Source organism: Methylobacterium sp. E-065 (genome assembly GCF_022829605.1).
Classification (GTDB): domain Bacteria; phylum Pseudomonadota; class Alphaproteobacteria; order Rhizobiales; family Beijerinckiaceae; genus Methylobacterium.
Map to the genome: position 1 here is coordinate 18,163 of NZ_JAKSYD010000105.1, position 13,951 is coordinate 32,113.

Annotated in this window: 16 protein-coding genes; 6 read left to right on the top strand and 10 right to left on the bottom strand. The window is 69.4% G+C overall.

What is annotated here, in order from left to right; translation table 11 throughout:
• Nucleotides 1-57: 57 nt before the first annotated feature.
• Nucleotides 58-756 carry a glutathione S-transferase family protein gene (locus MKK84_RS11520; RefSeq protein ID WP_243919829.1) on the bottom strand — a complete coding sequence of 233 codons (699 nt, stop codon included), beginning with the start codon at nt 754-756 and terminating at the stop codon, nt 58-60.
• A 113-nt stretch (nt 757-869) separates the two neighbouring features.
• On the opposite strand from MKK84_RS11520, the gene MKK84_RS11525 reads away from it, so the two are divergent.
• Entirely contained in the window at nt 870-1,448 is a 579-nt protein-coding gene (locus tag MKK84_RS11525) for a TetR/AcrR family transcriptional regulator (RefSeq protein WP_243919830.1), read from the top strand.
• A gap of 151 nt (nt 1,449-1,599) precedes the next feature.
• Here the strand turns inward: MKK84_RS11525 and MKK84_RS11530 are convergent, their stop codons facing one another.
• On the bottom strand, nt 1,600-2,352 hold the full coding sequence (locus MKK84_RS11530; protein WP_243919832.1) for a phosphodiester glycosidase family protein: 753 nt from the start codon (nt 2,350-2,352) through the stop codon (nt 1,600-1,602).
• Nucleotides 2,353-2,561: 209 nt separating this feature from the next.
• Between MKK84_RS11530 and MKK84_RS11535 the strand changes: the two genes are divergently transcribed.
• The 3 genes from MKK84_RS11535 (at nt 2,562) to MKK84_RS11545 (ending at nt 5,389) form a co-directional block, all read left to right on the top strand.
• Entirely contained in the window at nt 2,562-3,080 is a 519-nt protein-coding gene (locus MKK84_RS11535) for a hypothetical protein (RefSeq protein WP_243919834.1), read from the top strand.
• Nucleotides 3,081-3,212: 132 nt separating this feature from the next.
• Nucleotides 3,213-4,517 carry an MFS transporter gene (locus MKK84_RS11540; RefSeq protein ID WP_243919836.1) on the top strand — a complete coding sequence of 435 codons (1,305 nt, stop codon included), beginning with the start codon at nt 3,213-3,215 and terminating at the stop codon, nt 4,515-4,517.
• Between the two features lie 2 nt (nt 4,518-4,519).
• The gene (locus tag MKK84_RS11545) at nt 4,520-5,389 is read left to right on the top strand and encodes an amidohydrolase family protein (RefSeq protein WP_243919838.1); all 870 of its coding nucleotides are present in this window, start codon (nt 4,520-4,522) and stop codon (nt 5,387-5,389) included.
• 184 nt (nt 5,390-5,573) lie between these two features.
• On the opposite strand, the gene MKK84_RS11550 is transcribed toward MKK84_RS11545, so the two are convergent.
• On the bottom strand, nt 5,574-5,750 hold the full coding sequence (locus MKK84_RS11550) for a hypothetical protein (protein ID WP_243919840.1): 177 nt from the start codon (nt 5,748-5,750) through the stop codon (nt 5,574-5,576).
• Between the two features lie 208 nt (nt 5,751-5,958).
• Here MKK84_RS11550 and MKK84_RS11555 point away from each other — a divergent pair, with 208 nt between their 5' ends.
• Nucleotides 5,959-7,350, top strand: coding sequence for a serine protease (locus tag MKK84_RS11555; RefSeq protein ID WP_243919842.1), 1,392 nt, complete (start codon nt 5,959-5,961; stop codon nt 7,348-7,350).
• A 148-nt stretch (nt 7,351-7,498) separates the two neighbouring features.
• Here the strand turns inward: MKK84_RS11555 and MKK84_RS11560 are convergent, their stop codons facing one another.
• The 7 genes from MKK84_RS11560 to MKK84_RS11590 form a co-directional block, all read right to left on the bottom strand.
• Nucleotides 7,499-7,654, bottom strand: a complete 156-nt coding sequence (locus tag MKK84_RS11560) for a DUF3309 domain-containing protein (protein ID WP_085987623.1) — start codon at nt 7,652-7,654, stop codon at nt 7,499-7,501.
• Nucleotides 7,655-7,776: 122 nt separating this feature from the next.
• A complete protein-coding gene (locus MKK84_RS11565; RefSeq protein ID WP_243919843.1) occupies nt 7,777-8,826 on the bottom strand; it encodes a cysteine synthase A in 1,050 nt (349 codons plus the stop codon).
• Between the two features lie 39 nt (nt 8,827-8,865).
• A complete protein-coding gene (locus MKK84_RS11570) occupies nt 8,866-9,891 on the bottom strand; it encodes a sulfate ABC transporter ATP-binding protein (RefSeq protein ID WP_313899331.1) in 1,026 nt (341 codons plus the stop codon).
• A gap of 28 nt (nt 9,892-9,919) precedes the next feature.
• Nucleotides 9,920-10,801, bottom strand: a complete 882-nt coding sequence (gene cysW, locus MKK84_RS11575; protein ID WP_243919845.1) for a sulfate ABC transporter permease subunit CysW — start codon at nt 10,799-10,801, stop codon at nt 9,920-9,922.
• Entirely contained in the window at nt 10,794-11,648 is an 855-nt protein-coding gene (cysT, locus tag MKK84_RS11580) for a sulfate ABC transporter permease subunit CysT (protein ID WP_243919846.1), read from the bottom strand. Before cysT ends, cysW begins: the two co-directional genes overlap by 8 nt.
• Before the next feature lie 12 nt (nt 11,649-11,660).
• The gene (locus MKK84_RS11585; RefSeq protein WP_243919847.1) at nt 11,661-12,698 is read right to left on the bottom strand and encodes a sulfate ABC transporter substrate-binding protein; all 1,038 of its coding nucleotides are present in this window, start codon (nt 12,696-12,698) and stop codon (nt 11,661-11,663) included.
• A 364-nt stretch (nt 12,699-13,062) separates the two neighbouring features.
• On the bottom strand, nt 13,063-13,248 hold the full coding sequence (locus tag MKK84_RS11590) for a hypothetical protein (protein WP_243919848.1): 186 nt from the start codon (nt 13,246-13,248) through the stop codon (nt 13,063-13,065).
• A gap of 201 nt (nt 13,249-13,449) precedes the next feature.
• On the opposite strand from MKK84_RS11590, the gene MKK84_RS11595 reads away from it, so the two are divergent.
• The gene (locus MKK84_RS11595) at nt 13,450-13,791 is read left to right on the top strand and encodes a hypothetical protein (RefSeq protein WP_243919850.1); all 342 of its coding nucleotides are present in this window, start codon (nt 13,450-13,452) and stop codon (nt 13,789-13,791) included.
• Nucleotides 13,792-13,951: the final 160 nt, after the last annotated feature.

A 13,951-nucleotide genomic window follows, 5' to 3' on the forward strand; every position in this document is an offset into this window, starting at 1 on the left:
AACGCCGCTTCAAGCAGCCTTGCGGTCGGGCTATTGCCAAGCCCGACCGCCGAACGCTCATGTGCGATTGTCGATCTCCGGCACGCCGCTGCTACGGTCGGCATACGCGGCGATGAAGGCCGGTCGAGCCTGCCAGCGCCGCCAGAAGGCATCGAGATGTTCGAACCGCTCATCGAGCGGGGTGGCGTTGACGGGGAACTTGGAAAACGCAATCGCCGTCGCCAACGTGATGTCGGAGAACGTCGGCTGCTCGCCACCCAGCAGCCAGTCGCGGCCATCCGCGAGGTGCCGGTCTACGAGACCAGCATGCGCCAGCGCCACCTTACGTGAATGCTCGCCCCAAGCCGGGTTGCTGGTCAGTTCGAGCTTCGGGCCCAATCCCTGGTGCAGGACGTGGAAGGCAGTGACGATAGGGTAGAGGATGTGCACCCACACCCGGCTGTCCCACATCTGATCGAGACCGCGCTCATGCGCCGTCGCCCCCATGATCTTGCGGCCCTCGAACGCGTCGTCGAGGTAGCGGGCGATGGCGGAGGTCTCGCTGAGGTAAGAACCATCGGCGAGCGCAAGGGTCGGCGTCTCGCCCCAGGCGTTCATCTTCAGGTGTCTCCAACCCCGCTGCTCGCCCACTGGCGACATGTCGTAGATCGTCTCGTCGAAGCGGTCGGCGATGCCCTTCTCGTGCATGAAAATCCGCAGGCGCTGCGGGTTCGGGAACGCCGAGGGGGAGGTGAAGAGCTTGAGCTTGTCGGACATCGTCTGCTCGCTTTCGGGATACTCAGCCTGTCTGTCAGATGACAGGTAGCAAGCTAGAGCCCGTATCTTGTGCCGTCAACCCCTGTCTGCCATATGACAGGTGGAGGTTGGACATGGCAGCGACGTCGAAGGGGAATGTGAGAGAGGCCATCCTCGTAGCCGCACGGGAGGCGGCGATGGCTTATGGCTACGGCGGCCTCAACTTCCGCGACCTTGCGGCGACCGTCGGCATCAAGGCGGCCAGCATCAACTACCACTTCGCCACCAAGGCTCTCCTCGGCGAGGCGGTTGCACGGCGCTACTGGGAAGACATCGCCCGCGATCTCGAAGCCATCTCAACGAATGCCCGAAGCCCAACCGAAGCGTTGCAGCGATACCCGAGCATCTTCCGGCTATCCCTGGAGCGCGACAATCGCATGTGCCTGAGCAGCTTCATGGCGACGGAACATGACGAATTGCCCGAGCCGGTGTTGAAGGAGGTGCAAACGTTCGCCGACGTGAACACCGCATGGCTATGCGAACATTTGGTCGCCGCCAAACGCGCCGCGCCAGCCGAAGGTGAGTTAAGGGCCCGTGCCATTTATGCTGCCGTCGCCGGGGCGCAGATGATCGCTCGCAGCCGTTCGGATGTAGACGTGTTCGACACGTTGATCGAAAGCTACCAACGCATGGGTTTGCTCCCGAGCTCGTGAAGCTTCGTGTCCGGACATTGCGAGTTTGGGTGCCTCCGCCGCATCCGATCCACGCCGGACGAGCGGTTCAGTGCATATCTCATCCAGAAGCAGACCGGCTGTTTTAGACCCGAAGCCGCCCTTCACCCGGTCGCGTCGATCGGATCCGGTCCTACCGCGGTGCCGCCCCGATCAGCGGCCCGAGCGGCCGGCTGATGTCGGTGCGGCCGAGATTGGGCGCGTGGAGGCTCGACACCGAGCCGTCGAGGAACAGGGCGTTGCGGCAGCCGAGGTCGTCCTTGAACAGCCGCGCGAAGGCCCCGAAGGTCACCGGGCGCTCGGAGATCGCGAAGATCGCCACGTGCCCGTCCTCGGCCATGCCGACGCCGTTGCGGATCTTCTGGCTCGGCCCGTCGGCGGAGATCTTCGGGTGGATCTGGCCGTCGATCACCAGCATGGGCCCGGATTGCGTCGCATAGTCCGGACGGATCTTCGCCCGGAGGTAGTGGGGCGTATCGAGCACCCCCGCCCGATCGCCCTTCACCCAGAACACGCCGTTCGGCTTGAGGTGGAAGTTGCCCGGCCCGTCCGCGGTGGAGACGTGCTTCATCTCGCGCCCGCCCTCGACGTAGAGGCCCACCGGCGCCTGATCCTTGTCGTACATGCCGGCATTCATCGCGAAGTCGAGGTGCCGCCCCTGCGCCTCGGCGAGGGTCCCGAGCGATCCGTAGGGCCGCCCGTCCGTTTGCAGCCAGAACAGCCTCAGCCGCTGCCGCCGCAGGTCGATCGTGCAGACCGTGAAGGTCTCGCCCTGGGTCTCCACCGCCCGGCAGGGCTCGGAGGCCGTGGGCGCGGCCAGGGCGCGCGGCGGCAGGGTCAGCGCGACGAGCGCGATCAACAGGGCGTGAGCCGGGCGTAGCGTCATGACGCGTTCCATGCTGCTCGGAGAAGCGATAGCGGCGCCTGTCGCCCCTGAAAGCGGCGATTTTCGAGTCCGAAGCCGTCCCGGAGCTTGCCGACCCAGCGGCGCGGCGCCTGCCGAACAGCGGCGGCAGGTCGCGGTCTTCACCTGAACTGTTTCGTACAGTCCGACGTTTCTACGGCTAGAGGGCGGTTTTCGACGGAGATGACGTGATGAAGGGTGCAGTGCTCTGCTCAACCCTGCTGGCGGCGGGCGCTCTGGCGCTCGCTCCTGCCAGCGCGGATGCGCGCGGCTTCGGCGGCGGCGGGTTCCATGGCGGCGGGTTCGGCGGCGGCTTCCACGGGGGCGGCTTCGGCGGCTTCCGCGGCGGCGGGTTCGGCGGCGGCTTCCGGGGCGCCGGGTTCCGCGGCGGCGGGTTCGGCTATCGCGGCGGATACGGCGGCGGCTACGGCCGTGGCTTCTACGGTCGCGGCTATGGCTATCGCGGCGGCTACGGCTACGGCCTTGGCGGGCTGGGTCTCGGCGTCGGCCTCGGCCTGGCGGCCGGCGGCCTCTACGGCGGCTACGGTGGCTACGGCTACCCGGGTTACGGCTACGGCGGCGGCTACGCCCCGGTCGGCTACGGGTATGGCGGCGGCGACTACGGCTACGGCGGCGGCTGCTACACGGTCCCGCGGGTGCGCTGGACCCCCTACGGCTACCGTCGGGTGCTGGTCGAGCGTTGCTACTGAGCCACACGGCGACAGCGCACATGTCAGGAAAGGCCGCCTTCGGGCGGCCTTTTTTCTTGCCAGGGACCCCCGTGGCGTTGGACAGCGCCGCCTGGCACGCCGATACTGGTATCGGACGGCAGGGGAGGGTGTATGAGTACGGCCACCGGGCAGGGCGATGGACGCGTCGAGGCGGTCGAGATCCACGACGCCAGCCTCACCGCTTTTTACCGCTCGATGACGCCGCTGGAGCGGCACACCTTCTGGGCGTGCGCCGCCGGCTGGTGCCTCGACGGCATGGATTTCATGATCTACCCGCTGGTGATCGGAACGATCATGAGCCTGTGGCACGTGGATTCCGGCACGGCCGGGCTCGCCGCCACGGTGACGCTGCTGGCCTCGGCGCTCGGCGGCTGGCTCGCGGGCTTCGTCGCAGACCGGATCGGCCGTGTTCTCACCCTCCAGATCACGATCCTGTGGTTCTCGGTGTTCTCGCTGCTCTGCGCCTTCGTGCAGAATTTCGAGCAGTTGCTCATCGCCCGGGCGATCCTCGGCCTCGGCTTCGGCGGCGAGTGGGCGGCCGGCGCTGTGCTGATCGGCGAGACGATCCGAGCCGAGTATCGCGGTCGGGCGGTCGGCTCGGTGCAATCGGGCTGGGCGATCGGCTGGGGGCTCGCGGTGCTGTCGCAGGCGGTGCTGTTCTCGCTCCTGCCGCCCGAGACCGCGTGGCGCTGGATGTTCGCGGTCGGCGCCCTGCCGGCTCTGCTGATCTTCTACCTGCGCCGCTATGTCGAGGAGCCGAAGGTCGCCGCCGAGACCCGGGCCCGGGCGGCGGCCGCCGGCGACCGGCCGCAGATCTGGGAGATCTTTTCCGGCCCGATCCTGAAGACGACTCTGCTCGCCTCCCTGGCGGCGGCGGGCTGCCAGGGCGGCTATTACGCCATCACCACCTGGGTGCCGCGCTTCCTCACCACCGAGCGCCACCTGTCGATCGTCTCCTCCACCGGCTACCTCTCGGCGCTGATCATCGGCTCGTTCGCCGGCTATCTGGTCGGCGCGTGGCTCGCCGACCGCCTGGGCCGGCGGCCGCTGTTCCTGATCTTCTCGCTCGGCGCCATCGCGGTGGTGGTGGCCTACACGCAGATCCCGCTCTCGAACGGCGTGCTCTGGGTGCTGGGCTTCCCGCTGGGTTTCTTCGCCTCGGGCTATTTCTCCGGCATGGGCGCCTTCCTGACCGAACTGTACCCAACCCGCCTGCGCGGCTCGGGGCAGGGGTTCTGCTACAATTTCGGCCGGGGCATCGGCGCCCTGTTCCCGGCGCTCGTGGGTTATATCTCCGAGCGCGTCGGCCTCGCCTCGGCGATCGCGATCTTCGCGGCGGTCGCCTACGGGGTGTTCTTCGTGGCGGCCTTCGCGCTGCCCGAGACGCGCGGCAAGGTCCTGCACGCGGATAGCTGATCATGCCCGAGATCCGAGACTGCCCAGCCCCGGACCCGCATCCGGGCGGTCCGACCCGCTACGCCGTGCCGGCGGGCGCGGTCGACACCCACGCCCACGTCATCGGCCTGCCGCCCGCCTATCCGCTGGTGCCGGACCGCAGCTACACGCCTCCGGCGGCCCCGGCAGAGGCCTATCTCGCGATGCTCGACGGGACCGGCATGGCCAACGGCGTGCTGGTGCAGGTCAGCGTCCACGGCACCGACAACCGGCTGATGGTCGAGACCCTGCGCGCCAACCGGCAGCGCCTGCGCGGCATCGCGGTGATCCCGCTCGGCCTGCCCGACGCGGACCTCGCCGCCCTGAAGGAAGCCGGCGTGGTCGGCCTGCGGCTGAACGTGCTGTTCGGCGGCGGGGTCGGTCTCGACGCGGTCGAGTCCTACGGGGCGCTTGCCCGGGAGATGGGTTGGCATCTCCAGTTCCTGCTCGATGCCCGGGACCTGCCGCCGATCGCCGGTCGCCTGTCCCGGCTGCCGGTGCCGCTGGTCTTCGACCATATGGGGCACATGCCGACCTCGGCCGGCGTGGACCATCCGGGCTTCCGGGCGCTGCTCGGCCTCGTCGCCGACGGGAACTGGGTGAAGCTCTCGGGCGCCTTCCGCGATTCCGTCACCGGGCCGCCCTACGCCGACACGATCCCCTTCGCCCGCGCCCTCAATGAGGCCGCCCCGGAACGCTGCCTCTGGGGCTCGGACTGGCCGCACGTCGCGGCCTGGGATGGGCCGCCGCGGACCACGACGCTCCTCGACCTGATGGCCGACTGGGTGCCGGACGAGGACCGGCGCAGGCAGGTCTTCGTCGACAATCCGCGCCGGCTCTACGGCTTCGGATAGGGCCGGAGCCTGCATCCCGCGCCGGGCCCAAGTCCCGGTTTCGAAAGGTCGAGACCTTTCGCGGGTCCGGGGCGGAGCCCTGGTCAAGATCTCAGGGCCCCGCCCTAAGAACCCGCCAAAGGGCAAGCCCTTTGGAAACCCGGGTTCCAGGTCGAACCGGCTCCAAGTCCCCGATTTGCAGCGCTCAACGCCGCCGCGATTCGTCCTGCGGCAGGTGGCGGCCGTAGACCTCCTGCTTCTCCGCGCGCTCGCGGATCAGGTCGGCATAGGCCTGCCGCATTTCGGGGGAGACGCTGACGCTCTTGCCCTTGGCGGGCTTGCGCTTGGGCGCCTTCTTGAAGGTGTTGCTCGCATCGGTCATGCCGGGCTCCGCGTCGAACCGTGGCGGCATCGCGTGGCCGGAGGGCCGATCGGGCTGTCCGGCTGCCGCCGCGGGCCGGACATCCGCCCTGTAGCGCATCCCGGCGGCGGGCGCACCGCGGTCTGGTGCCGTAACCCCACGGATTCGATCTGGTCCGCCCCGGACGCCTCTGCCAGGATCCGGGTGATTCCGATCGGGGAGGGCGGTCATGGCTTCGGGTGCGTCGCGGTGGGGTCGTTTGCCGGGGGCAGGCCGCCGGCAAGCTGCGGCTCTGCTGGCACTTCTGCTCGCCACCGGACCCGCCGCCGCGCAGGACCAGCCGCGGCCGTCCCGCGCGGCGCCGGCCGATCCCGCCTTCGAGGGCGCGAAGGCGGCGTTCGAGGCGCTGCCCGAGCCGGAACGGAAGGCGATCCAGGACGCCCTCGTCTGGACCGGCGGCTTCAACGCCGTGGTGTCGGGCGCGTTCGGGCGCCGGACCTTCGAGGCGCTCAACGCCTATCGCGCCCGCACCCAGAGCGCCGATCCCCTCGATCCGCGCGGCCGGGCGGCCCTGCTGGGGGCGGGGGCGGCGGCCCGGAATGCGGCGCGCTTCCGGATCGCCCCGGATCCCGGCAGCTCTGCGGTGATGGGGGTGCCGGAGCGCCTGCTGTCGAAGCGCACCGCCCTGGCCTCCGGCACGCGCTGGCAGAGCCCGGACGGGCGCGTCACCCTGGAGACCCGCGCCTATCCGCCGGAGGCCGAGACCCTCGACACCCTGTTCGAGAAGGCGACCGCGCCGCTGCCGAGCCGCAAGGTGACCTACAAGTTGAAGCGGCCCGACGTCGTGGTGGTGACCGCCGAGACCGGGGCCGGCCTGTCCTATATCCGCTACGCCGCCGGGCCGGCGGGCGTGCGCGGCTTCCTGTTCGGCTACGACAAAGCCCTGGCGCCGGAGGTCGATCGGCTGGTGATCGCGGTGGCGAATGCCTTCGTGCCGTTCCCGGAAGCCGCCGCGCCTGCCCCTGTCGCCGCGATTCCATCGGCCCCGGCCCGCCCCGAGACCGGCGCGATCGTGGCGCAGGATCCTGCCGTGGCGGGCGCCGGCCTCACGGTGGCGCCGGGCCGGGTGCTCACGGCCTCCGCAATGCTGGAGGGCTGTGCCGCGCCCCGCATCGGCGCGGCGCCGGCCCGCAAGCTCGCCGCCGACCCCTCCGGCCTCGCGCTGCTCGATGCGCCCGGGGCACCCGCGCCGATCCGGCCTGTGGCACGGACGGAACCGGTCGGCGCCGAGGATAACCTGATCGCCCTCGCGCCGAGCCCGGACGGAATCGTGGCCGCCCCCGGAAGCGCCGTCGCGGGCGATGTCGTCGCGGCCCTTCAGCCGGGCGCGGCCGGTGCGCCGGTGCTCGACCGGTCCGGACGGCTCGTCGGGCTGATCGCCCGTTACCCGGCCGCGCCTCGCCGGGTCGCCGGGATCGTGCCTCCCGCGCGGCTGCCGCTGGTACCGGCCGGGGCGATCACCGCCTTCCTCGCCGGCCAGGGCATCGCCGAAGCGAAGACGCCCTCGGACGGTGGGCCCGGGGCATTCGCGCCGGCGGTGGTGAGGATCGTCTGCCGCTAGGGGTCGCGGGTGCTCAGGGCAGGGCTCGGAGAGAGCGACTTGGAGAACGACTTGGGCTCTGCCCTGGACCCACAAAAGGTCTCGACCTTTCGAAACCTGGATCGGAGGTCGTTCCCGGCCACGAGGCGGCCGGGAACGACGCCGCGGCTTAAAGCCGGCCGGTGGCCAGCAGGACGATCAGGACGATCAGCAGGATGCCACCGAGGCCGAAGCCCGGACCGCGATAGGCGCCGCCGCCGAGGAAGCCGCCGCCGCCGAAGGCCAGGATGATCAGGATGATGAGGAGGATGGTAACAAGGGACATCTGGCGAGAACTCCGAACGGTCGCGTCTGGTGCGAGCGTGACCGTTCAAACGCTGCGACATTCCGTTCCGTTCAATCGCCGCCTCAGCTTTTGTGAGAAAAATACGGATGAGGCCTTGAGTCTCAGGCGTGCCAGTCGGGTAGCGGATCCTGCGGGGCGTCGAGCCAGCCCGGTACCGGCAGGTTGCGCTCGGCAAGGAAGGCCGGGTTGAACAACTTCGAGGCGTAGCGCGCCGCCCCGTCGCACAGGATCGTCACGATGGTGTGGCCGGGCCCGAGTTCCCGGGCCAGCCGGATCGCGCCGGCGACGTTGATCCCCGACGAGCCGCCGAGCGACAGCCCCTCCTCTCGCATCAAGCCGAAGACGAGGTCGAGGGCCTCGCGGTCCGGGATGCGGAAGGCATGGTCCGGGGTGAAGCCATCGAGGTTCTTGGTGATCCGGCCCTGGCCGATCCCCTCGGTGATCGAGGAGCCCTCGGCCTTCAGGGTGCCGGTCGTGTAGTGCGCGTAGAGGGCCGAGCCCTCCGGATCCGAGAGCGCGATCTTGATCTGCGGGTTGCGGGCCCGCAACGCCTCCGCGGTGCCGGCCAGCGTGCCGCCGGTCCCGGCCGAGCAGACGAAGCCGTCGACCCGGCCGCCGGTCTGCGCCCAGATCTCGGGGCCGGTGCCCTCGACGTGCGCCTGCCGGTTGGCGACGTTGTCGAACTGGTCGGCGAAGAAGGCGCCCGCCGGCTCCGTGGCGGCGAGCTTTTCGGCGAGCCGCCGGGCGACATGGACGTAGTTGTTCGGGTTGGCGAACGGCACCGCCGGCACCTCGACGAGGCGCACGCCGGCGAGCCGCAGGGTCTGCTTCTTCTCTTCGGATTGGGTGACCGGGATGACGATCAGCGTCCGGTAGCCCCGCACCGAGGCCACCAGGGCGAGACCGATGCCGGTATTGCCGGCGGTGCCCTCCACGATGGTGCCGCCCGGCCGGATCAGGCCCTTCGCCTCGGCGTCCCGCACGATGGACAGCGCCGCACGGTCCTTCACCGACAGGCCGGGATTGAGGAACTCGGCCTTGCCGTAGATGGCGCAGCCGGTCTCCTCGGAGGCCCGGCGCAGGCGGATCAGCGGTGTCTGGCCGATGGCGGCGAGGACATCGGGGGCGGGTTCGCGACTCGGTGCGGTCATAAGCGGGAGCCTAGGATGCTGCGCTGGCGCTGGCGAGCCTCACCCGAACACGTGCCCCCCGTTGATCCGCAGGCCCACCGGGTGCCCGGCCGGGTGGCGGACGCCATCGAAATCCTCCACGGCGAGCACGCGGCCCTCCGCATCCACCACCTCGATCCGCTGGCGCCCTTGCGTCCGGTACGAGCTGCGCACCGTGCCGGACAGGTGCGCGGATTCGGCCTCGGCGAGCTGCAGCTGCCAGGGGCGGACGTAGAGCTTCACCGGGCCGATGATGCCGGCCGGGGCTACCACGGGCGTCTCCCGGCCGCGCACCAGCACCCGGCCGCCCTCGGCGATCGCCTCGACCTCGACGGAATCACCCAGAAACTTCATCACCGTGGCGGAGGCCGGGTGCTCCTGCACCTCGTCGGGGGTGCCGACCTGCTCCAGGCGGCCGCGATCGAGCACCGCCACCCGGTCGGACAGCTCCAGCGCCTCGTCCTGGTCGTGGGTCACGAAGATCGTGGTCTGGCCGGTGCGGTCGTGGATCTCGCGCAGCCAGCGGCGTAGGTCTTTTCGCACCTGGGCGTCCAGCGCCCCGAAGGGCTCGTCCAGCAGCAGCACCCGCGGCTCGACCGCGAGCGCCCGGGCGAGCGCGACGCGCTGGCGCTGGCCGCCCGAGAGCTGCGACGGGTAGCGGTCGCCGAACCCCGAGAGGCGGATCAGGTCGAGCAGGTCGCCAACCCGGCGCTTGATCTCGGCCTTGGCCGGACGGTCCGCGCGGCGGCGCGCGTTCAGCCCGTAGGCGATGTTGTCGGCCACGCTCATGTGCTTGAACAGGGCGTAGTGCTGGAACACGAAGCCCACCGCCCGCTCCTGCACGGCGAGGCCGGTCGCGTCGTCGTCCCCGAACAGGATCCGGCCGCGATCCGGCGCGTCGAGCCCGGCGATGATCCGCAGCAGCGTCGTCTTGCCCGAGCCCGAGGGCCCCAGCAGGCCGATCAGCTCGCCCGCCCGCACGTCGAGGGACAGGTCGTGCAGGACCGCCGCCGTGTCGAAGGTCTTCGAGACGCTCTCGACCCGGATCGTCGTGGAGGGGCGATCCAAGGGGCTGTCAGTGTGCCCGGCCGTGCGCGAGTTCACCGGCGAAGCGCCATTCGAGGAAGGATTTGAGGACGAGGGTGATGAGGGCAAGGACGGCAAGGAGCGAAGCGACGGCGAATGAGGCGACGAAGTTGTACTCATTGTAGAGGATCTCCACGTGGAGTGGGATGGTGTTGGTCAGGCCGCGGATGTGGCCCGACACCACCGACACCGCTCCGAATTCGCCCATCGCCCGGGCATTGCAGAGGAGCACGCTGTAGAGCAGGCCCCAGCGGATATTGGGCAGCGTCACCGTGCGGAACACGTGGAGGCCCGAGGCGCCGAGCGTCAGCGCCGCCTCCTCCTCGGCGGTGCCCTGCTCCTGCATCAGCGGGATCAGCTCACGGGCGACGAACGGGAAGGTCACGAACACCGTCGCCAGCACGATGCCGGGCAGCGCGAACAGGATCTGGATCCCGTGGTCGATGAGCCAGGAGCCGAACAGGCCCTGGGACCCGAACAGCAGCACGTAGATCATGCCGGAGACCACCGGCGAGACCGAGAACGGCAGGTCGATCAGGGTGATCAGCAGCGCCTTGCCGGGGAACTCGAACTTGGCGATCGCCCAGGAGGCCGCCAGCCCGAACACCACGTTGAACGGCACCGCGATCACCGCCACGGTCAGCGTCAGTCGGATCGCGCTCCAGGCATCGGGCTCCCGGAACGCATCCAGGAAGGCGCCGATCCCCTTCGAGAAGGCCTGGGTGAACACCGCGAACAGCGGCAACACCAGGAACAGCGCCAGGAAGGTGACCGAGATCCCGATCAGCACCCCGCGGGTGGCGGCGCCCTCGGATGCGGCCTGGGCGGGCTTGGCGGCCGGCACGGAGATCGGGGAGAAAATCTCAGACATAGCCGAACCGCCGCCGTGACCAGGCCTGGATGAGATTGATGGCGAGCAGCGTCAGGAACGAGATCCCGAGCATGATCGTCGCGATCGCAGCCGCGCCGCCGTAGTCGAACTCGGACAGCTTGATCACGATCAGCAACGGCGCGATCTCCGACACGTAGGGCAGGTTGCCGGCGATGAAGATGATCGAGCCGTACTCGCCGACCCCCCGGGCGAAGGCCAGGGCGAAGCCGGTCAGCACCGCCGGGATCAGCGGCGGAAGGACGACCTTGGTCAGCGTCGCGATCCGCGTGGCCCCGAGGGTGGCGGAGGCCTCCTCGATCTCCTTGTCGATCTCGGCGATCAGCGGCTGCACGGTCCGCACCGCGAAAGGCAGGCCGATGAACACCATGGCGATGAAGATGCCGATCGGCGTGTAGGCCACCTGGATGCCGAGCCGGGCGAGCGGCGCACCCACCAGCCCGTCCGGGGCGTAGAGCGAGGCCAGCGCGATCCCGGCCACCGCGGTCGGCAACGCGAAGGGCAGATCGACGGCCGCGTCGACCAGCTTACGCCCCGGGAACCGGTAGCGGGTCAGCACCCAGGCCACGAGGAAGCCGAACGTGGAGGCCACCAGCGCCGCGATGGCCGAGACGCCGAAGCTGATCCGCAGGGCGCTCGCCACCCGCGGATCGGTGGCGACATCCCAGATGCCGGACAGACCGAGCCCCGAGGCCTTCACCACCAGACCGGCCAGCGGCAGCAGCACGATCAGGCCGAGACAGGTCAGCGTGTAGCCGAAGCTGATCCCGAAGCCCGGAATCACGCTCGGTCGACGGAAGGTCCGCCTTGGACGGGGTGTCTCGACCATGATCCTGGAGCCTCAGCGGCCGGCGCGGCTCAAGCGGTCGAACAGGCCGCCGGCGTCGAAGTTCCGCTTCTGGATCTCGTCCCAGGAGCCCTGCAGATCCTCGATCTTGAACAGCTTGATCTCGGGCAGCTGCGCGAGGTCGGCCGGTGCCGCCGCCTCCCGCTTGATCGGCCGGTAATGGTGCTTGGCGAAGATCGCCTGGGCCCGGTCGGTGTAGAGGAAGTCGAGATAGGCCTGCGCGGCCTTCGTCGTGCCCTTACGCTCGGCATTGGTGGCCACGAGGGCCACCGGCGGCTCGGCGTAGATCGAGGTCGGCGGCGAGACGATGTCGAACTTGTCGGCGCCGAATTCCTGAAGGACCAGATAGGCCTCGTTTTCCCAGGTCGGCAGCACGTCGCCGAGACCGCGCTGCGCGAAGGTCACGGTCGAGCCGCGGGCGCCGGTGTCGAGCACCGGCACGTTCTTGTAGACCTGACCCACGAAGGCGTCGGCCTTGGCGGCATCCTTGTCCTGATTGAAGGCGTAGCCCCAGGCCGCCAGGAAGTTCCAGCGCCCGCCTGCCGAAGTCTTCGGGTTCGGGGTGATCACCTTGACGTCGGGCTTCACGAGGTCGGCCCAGTCCTTGACGCCCTTCGGGTTGCCCTTGCGGACGAGGAACACCACCGTCGACGTGTAGGGCGTGGCGGTGTTGGGCAGCTTGCTGCGCCAATCGTCCGGGATCTTGTGGGTGAGCTTGGCGATGGCGTCGATGTCGGAGGGGATGCCGAGCGTCACGACGTCGGCGTCGACCCCGTCGATCACCGTGCGCGCCTGCGCGCCCGAGCCGCCGTGGGACGCCCGGACCGTGATCGCCTCGCCGGTCTTGGCCTTCCAGTCCTCGGCGAAGACGGCGTTGATCTCCCGGTAGAGTTCCCGGGTCGGATCGTAGGAAACGTTCAGGAGGGCCGTTTCGGCGGAGGCCTGCACCACGCCTGCCCAGAGGCCGGCGCCGGCCAGCAGGGATAGCCCGATCGCCCGGACGGCGTGCCCTCGACCCACAACGTTCGTCATCTCGTCCGATCCCCGGCCAGCCGCATCGCGCCACAGGGGAACAACCCCCCGGGAACAGGCGAAATCGTTCTTTTTATCGAACGATGTCAAGCCGCGGGCACTGTCTTGCCGGGCCCGTCGGCCAGCGCAAGATCGATGGAATTGGCGAGAAGGCAAGCATCCGCAGCGTGCTACGGGAGCGGAACGCATGGATCTTCTCCCGCTCGCAGGATGCGGGGAAGAATCAGAGCGTCTCAGGCAGTTTCGCAGAAAGAACGATCTGATGTGCGATGGCGCACACCGAATTGCGGGATCCTGTCGGGATGCGGGAGGCGGCCGCGAAGCCCACCCGACAGGAATCGGACCGTGATCGGTCGCGTCTCCGTCAATCCTTCGGCTTCACCAGTTGCGCGATGAGCGCTTCCAGGCGCTGACTCACCGGCGCCGCGAGGGAATCGGCGTATTGCGAACGCAGTGTCCGGCCGAGATGGCGGCGGATTCCGGGGGCCAGGGGCGGCACGTCGGCCGTGGCCTCCAGCGGAGCCGGACGCTCGGGATGCGGCTTCGACATGATCGGACATCCCCACGGCGGCTCCGCAACAGACTGGCAAAGCTTGGTTAAGGACCCGTCACTGCCTCCCATGCGGGACAGGCCCGCCCCTGGGTAGGGGATGGGCGCGGCGTTTGTGCAGGGGCTGTCGCAGGCCGGAACTGGCACCCCGGGGGATACGTTCCCCGCCCTTGAGACAACCAAGCTGCCCGGAGCCTCCTCGTGTCCCGCCCGATCTCCCTGACGACGTTGGTGTTCCTCGGCGCGGCCCTCGCCGGGTCTCCCTGTCTCGCCCAAACGAAGCCCGGTGAGATCAAGGGCGTGGACGCCATGGGCGACAAGTCGCGGAGCGCTCAGGACGGCTGGAGCCAAGCCCCCGTTCCCCGCGAGGAATCCGCCGCCAAGGACGCGCCGAATCCCGGCGGCCAGTCGATCAAGGAAAACGCCGACCGTCCGGTCCCCAAGGCGGATCCCGGCGGCACCGCGGCCACGGAGCCGCAGGCGCCCCTCGATCACCGGACGGCGAGCCCGTCCGGCACGAATCCCTCTGTCCCGAGCAAGTAAAAAAGGGCATTTCCTAAGAGGATGATAACGGCACGGGCGAACGTACTGCGTCGCCCGCAACACAGCTCGAGCCGTGTCACGTCTGTGTCACGCAACCGCACTTGCCTCGTGCACGCTTTTTTGGGACACCCTGGAATTATACCAAGTCGCTTTATGGAGC